Raw genomic sequence first — 4,359 nt, 5'->3', positions numbered from 1 at the left:
TAGTATCGAGGCCCAGGCACCGGCTAGTAACACCTCCACTTCGCCTTGTGGGGCACTAAATGGTTCCTGTGCTGAGGCCAATGAGAGTGAACGGTTGGCTAGCGCCTGGCGGTCGAGTTTACCGTTGGCCGTCAGGGGTAAGTCGTCGAGCACCAGCAGTTGGGCGGGCACCATGTAGGCGGGCAGGGTTTGACCCAGCGTGGCTAGCAGCACATTCGTGTCGGCCGGAGTGATGGTGCCTGTCAGGTAGCCCACCAGTTGCCCACTGCCCGACGTCTGCACCACCGCCGCCTGCGCCACCCCCGCCCCGCGTAGCAGTACGCTTTCGATCTCACCGAGTTCCACCCGCATACCGCGCACCTGCACCTGACCATCCAGCCGACCTTCGTATACGAGTTCGCCTGACTCGGTCCAGCGTACTTGATCACCAGTGCGGTAGAGGCGCTGACCATTGGCCACGGCCTGTTCCACAAACCGTTCGGCGGTCAGGTCAGGTTGCTCCCAGTAGCCCGCCGCCAGCCCAATGCCACCCACCCACAGCTCACCCGCTACCCCACGAGGCAACATACGGCCTTGACTATCCAATACATACACCGTTGTATTGGCAAACGGCCGACCGATGGGAATACCCCCTGCCTGCCGGTACGCTGTCGCCCTGTCGGGATCTACCCGGTGGAAGCTGGCCCCGATACAACTTTCGGTGGGTCCGTAGCCGTTGTAAACCCGCCGGTTTGCGGCCAGGGTCAGGCTGGCCTCCAGGCTGGCGGCCTCGCCCGTGCTGATGAGTGTATGTAAGCTACCTAACTCCTGACCTACCAGCAGCCGCAGGTAGGCAGGCGGCAGAATGGCCAGGTTCACCTGCTGCTGGGCCAGAAAGGCCACCAGGGCGGGCAGGTCGTTGCGCGTGATTTCTTCTAGCAGTACCAGTCGTCCGCCAACCAGCAGGGCCATAAACGTCTCGATCAAAAACGCATCGAAGCCAGCTGAACTAAATTGTAGCACCGCATCGTGGGCGGTAAGATCCAGATAGTCAATGTGATACAAGGCACGATGAACCAGGCTTCGGTGGCGAATGGCCACGGCCTTGGGCGGGCCACTGCTGCCCGAGGTGTAGATGAGATAAGCCAGCGCCGCCCCAGAGTCGGCGATGAGCGACGGGTGATTTGGAGCAGGCGGGGCGGTGAAGGAAACAGCAGCCTGGTTCGGTTCGTGCCCATTGGTAAGCAGCAGTTGGGGGGTACTGTCGGGCAGCAGGGCGCTCAGGCTGGCTTCGTCCACCAGCACCAGGGCCACGCCCGCATCGGCCACGATGTGAGCTAGCCGGGCAGGAGGCAGATTCGCCGCCAATGGTACGGCCACGCCCCCACTCGTCAGGATGGCCAGCAGTCCGGCAATTCGCCAGGGGCTGGCACCACTCAGCAGCCCTACGCGGTCGCCGGGGGCCACGCCACATGGCCCACTTAGCCGGGCCGACAACGCGGCCACGGCCTCGGCCAGCTGGGCGTAGGACCACTGCCCACCGGCCCAGCTCAGGGCCACTGCCGCCGGGCTTTGCGCCGCCTGCCGAGCCACCAGTTCATGCAGGCCAACCCCGTCGGGATAAGCCACTTCCACTCCCTGACCCAGTGCCAGCAAGGCTTCTCGCTGGGCGGGGGGCAGCAGGTCAAGTTGAGACAGCGGCAGATGAGGGTCGGCCAGCACCTGCTCGAAGAGATAAACCAGTTGGTCGGCCGTACGTCGCAGGGCTGTTTCGGTATAAACCCGGGCATCGTAGCTGAAGCGAAAGCTCAGGGCCGGGCCAGGAAAAATGATGAGATTGAGGGGGTAGTTGGTCTGAGAAAACCCCTCAACCTGACTAGCCACCGGGAGTTGAAAGGAACCCGTTGCCGCCCCGTTGGTAGTGTCGGTAGCCGACAGCTGACCGGTCAGCGGGAAGTTTTCGAAGATGAGGATATGGTCGAGCAGCGAGGCCCCCAGCCCGCTCTGGGCCTGCACCTGGGCCAGCGAACAGTAGTGATGCGCCTCGCTCCCACTGGCCAGCTGCTGACTCTGGGCCAACCAGGCGACAAACCCCAGCGAAGCCGCCGCACGCACCCGCACCGGCACCGTGTTGATGCACAGGCCCACCATGCCCTCGATACCCGCCACCTGCGGGGGACGACCCGAGACCACCGCCCCGAAGACCACGTCCGACCGGTCGCAGTAGCGCCCCAGCAGCAGCCCCCACACGCACTGCACCAGCGTGCTGAGCGTGGCCCGCTGCCGCACAGCCAGCTCAGCAAGGCCCTGGCTCAGCGTTTCAGTGAGGGTAACGTCCAGTTCGCGGGCCTCATAGCCTTCGGCGGTGGCCCCTGCCAGTCCGACCCCAGTGGCGGTGGGCAGGCTGGCGGGTTGGTCGTAGCCAGCCAGGTAGTCCTGCCAGTAGGCCAGGGAGGTAGCCACGTCCTGCCGCCCCAGCCAGTCGATGTAGCGGCGGTAGGGCACGGGGGGCGGCAGCACAGGAAGTTGCCCCTGACAAAGCCCGGCATAAAACTGGTTGTATTCACTAATGAGAATGTCAGCGCACCAGCCGTCCATGAGAATGTGGTGGTGCGTCCACATTAATTCATACTGATTATCAGCTAGTTGCAGCAAGCTCATGCGCATCAGCATGTCCCGACCGAGGTCGAAGCCGCGCTGCCGGTCCTGTTGCTTGTAGACCGCCAGAAACTCCACTTGCTGGTCGGGCGTTTGTTTCCGCAGGTCGTGGTAGCGGAAATCGGCCTCCCGCTCTTTGAGCACCACCTGTAGAGCGGCATCCGCTTTTTTATGGTCGAAAATGGTGCGCAGCACGTCGTAGCGGTCCATAAGCCGTTGCAGGCTTTGCTGGACAAGTTCAACGTGCAAAGTCCCCTCCAGGCGGTAACTGATCTGGTTGACATAGGCCGAAGGAGAACTTCCCAGCAACGCATGGAAGAGCATGCCCTCCTGCATCGGAGACAGCCCGTAGATGTCTTTGATGTTTTTGCTGGTAAATGGATTTTTCACGGGAAGGCTTTTTGGGTTGGTAGTCGGTAGTTGGTGGTTAGTAGTGCTGTCAGGTCGGGGGTGTTGCGGCATTCAGACCTGACAGCACTACCAATCACCCTTCGCTAATCGAAGAAGTTGTCGAGTTGGTCAATGGAGAGTTTGGCGTAGCCGAAATCGGAGGGGGTCAATTCACGGTCGGGCTGGGCCAGGCAGTGCGCCACCAATGCCGCCAACTGTTGCTGACAGGCAGCGGCCCACCCCTCCACCGTAGTGGCAGCGAACGCGTCTGGCCGGTACCGAAACGTGACGTACAAACGCCCGCCAGACACCACCCCATCAACTGATAACTGGCAACCGGTTGGCAACATGGCCCTGGCTCCCAGATCAGCCTGCACCACGTCTAGCGCCGCATCAGATATCTGCCCGGCTGTCTGTTCAAGCACCTCATCCACGTAGGTAAAGCACACCGATGGCTGAAGGGCCAGGTCCTCGCCTGTTTCTGTTAAATAGCGCAACACACTGTAGCTCAACCCCTTGTCGGGCACCGAACGAACCTGTTCCTTAACCAGCTTCACCGTGCGGGACAGGTCTTCCCCGCCCGCCACCTGAAGCACGACCGGATACTGGGCGGCAAACAACCCCACCGTCCGGCTCAGGTCCAGTTCACTTGTAGGCCCCTGTTCAAACCCCTGCCGACCGTCGGCTTCCAGTTCTACCACCCAGGCATCGCGACCCGTATGATCGTGCAGCACCAGTAGCAGGGCCGTTAGCAGTAATTCTCCGCTCTCGGTACCGTAGGCTTCGTTGGCCAGCGCCAGATCAGCCAGCAACGACGGATCGAAGTCAACGCTTATCTGGTTTGCAGACGCAGTAGCTTCACCCGCCCGCTGGATCGCCGCAGTCAGTCCGGTGGCGACTGGCGGCAAGGCCTGCGCCTGGCTGACCACCCCCCGCCAGTAGCCCCCCTGGGTTTGCAGATAACTACTGCCCGCCTGAGCCAACAGCGCCGCCGACCACGCCCGGTAGCTGTGCGTCTTGGCCGGTAATGACAAGCGACCACCACCCATATACTGGCCGTAGAGCGTCGTCAGGTCCGCCCACAACACCCGCCAGCTGTAGGCGTCCACCACCAGGTGATGCACCACCAGCCCCAGCTGCGTTTGCCCCGGCAAGACCACCAGCACCAGCTGGCAGAGCGGGCCAGTGGCCGCCAGGGCCTGCCCCCGCAAGGCCAGCAACTGCCGGTCCCGCTCAGCAAGGGCCTGCTTTTCAGGCAAGTGACTCAATGACAGCACCACCAGTGCAGGGGGGGCTTCGTCGGGGCTGGGCGTGTACTGGCGCACCCAGCCC

The 4,359-nt window shown here is 62.6% G+C and carries 2 protein-coding genes; both read right to left on the bottom strand.

The window, feature by feature from the left end; translation table 11 throughout:
• Window positions 1–3,027, bottom strand: a 3,027-nt coding sequence (locus tag J2I48_RS28005) for a non-ribosomal peptide synthetase (RefSeq protein ID WP_207338851.1), incomplete at its 3' end; no start/stop codon positions are given.
• A 104-nt stretch (window positions 3,028–3,131) separates the two neighbouring features.
• The coding region (locus J2I48_RS28000) for a condensation domain-containing protein (RefSeq protein ID WP_229376861.1) at window positions 3,132–4,359 on the bottom strand (1,228 nt) is incomplete at its 5' end.

Source organism: Fibrella aquatilis, assembly GCF_017353255.1.
In the GTDB taxonomy this organism is placed as follows: domain Bacteria; phylum Bacteroidota; class Bacteroidia; order Cytophagales; family Spirosomataceae; genus Fibrella; species Fibrella aquatilis.
Note: the sequence above shows the minus strand (reverse complement) of the source record. Positions and strands in the feature narration are given on the sequence as shown.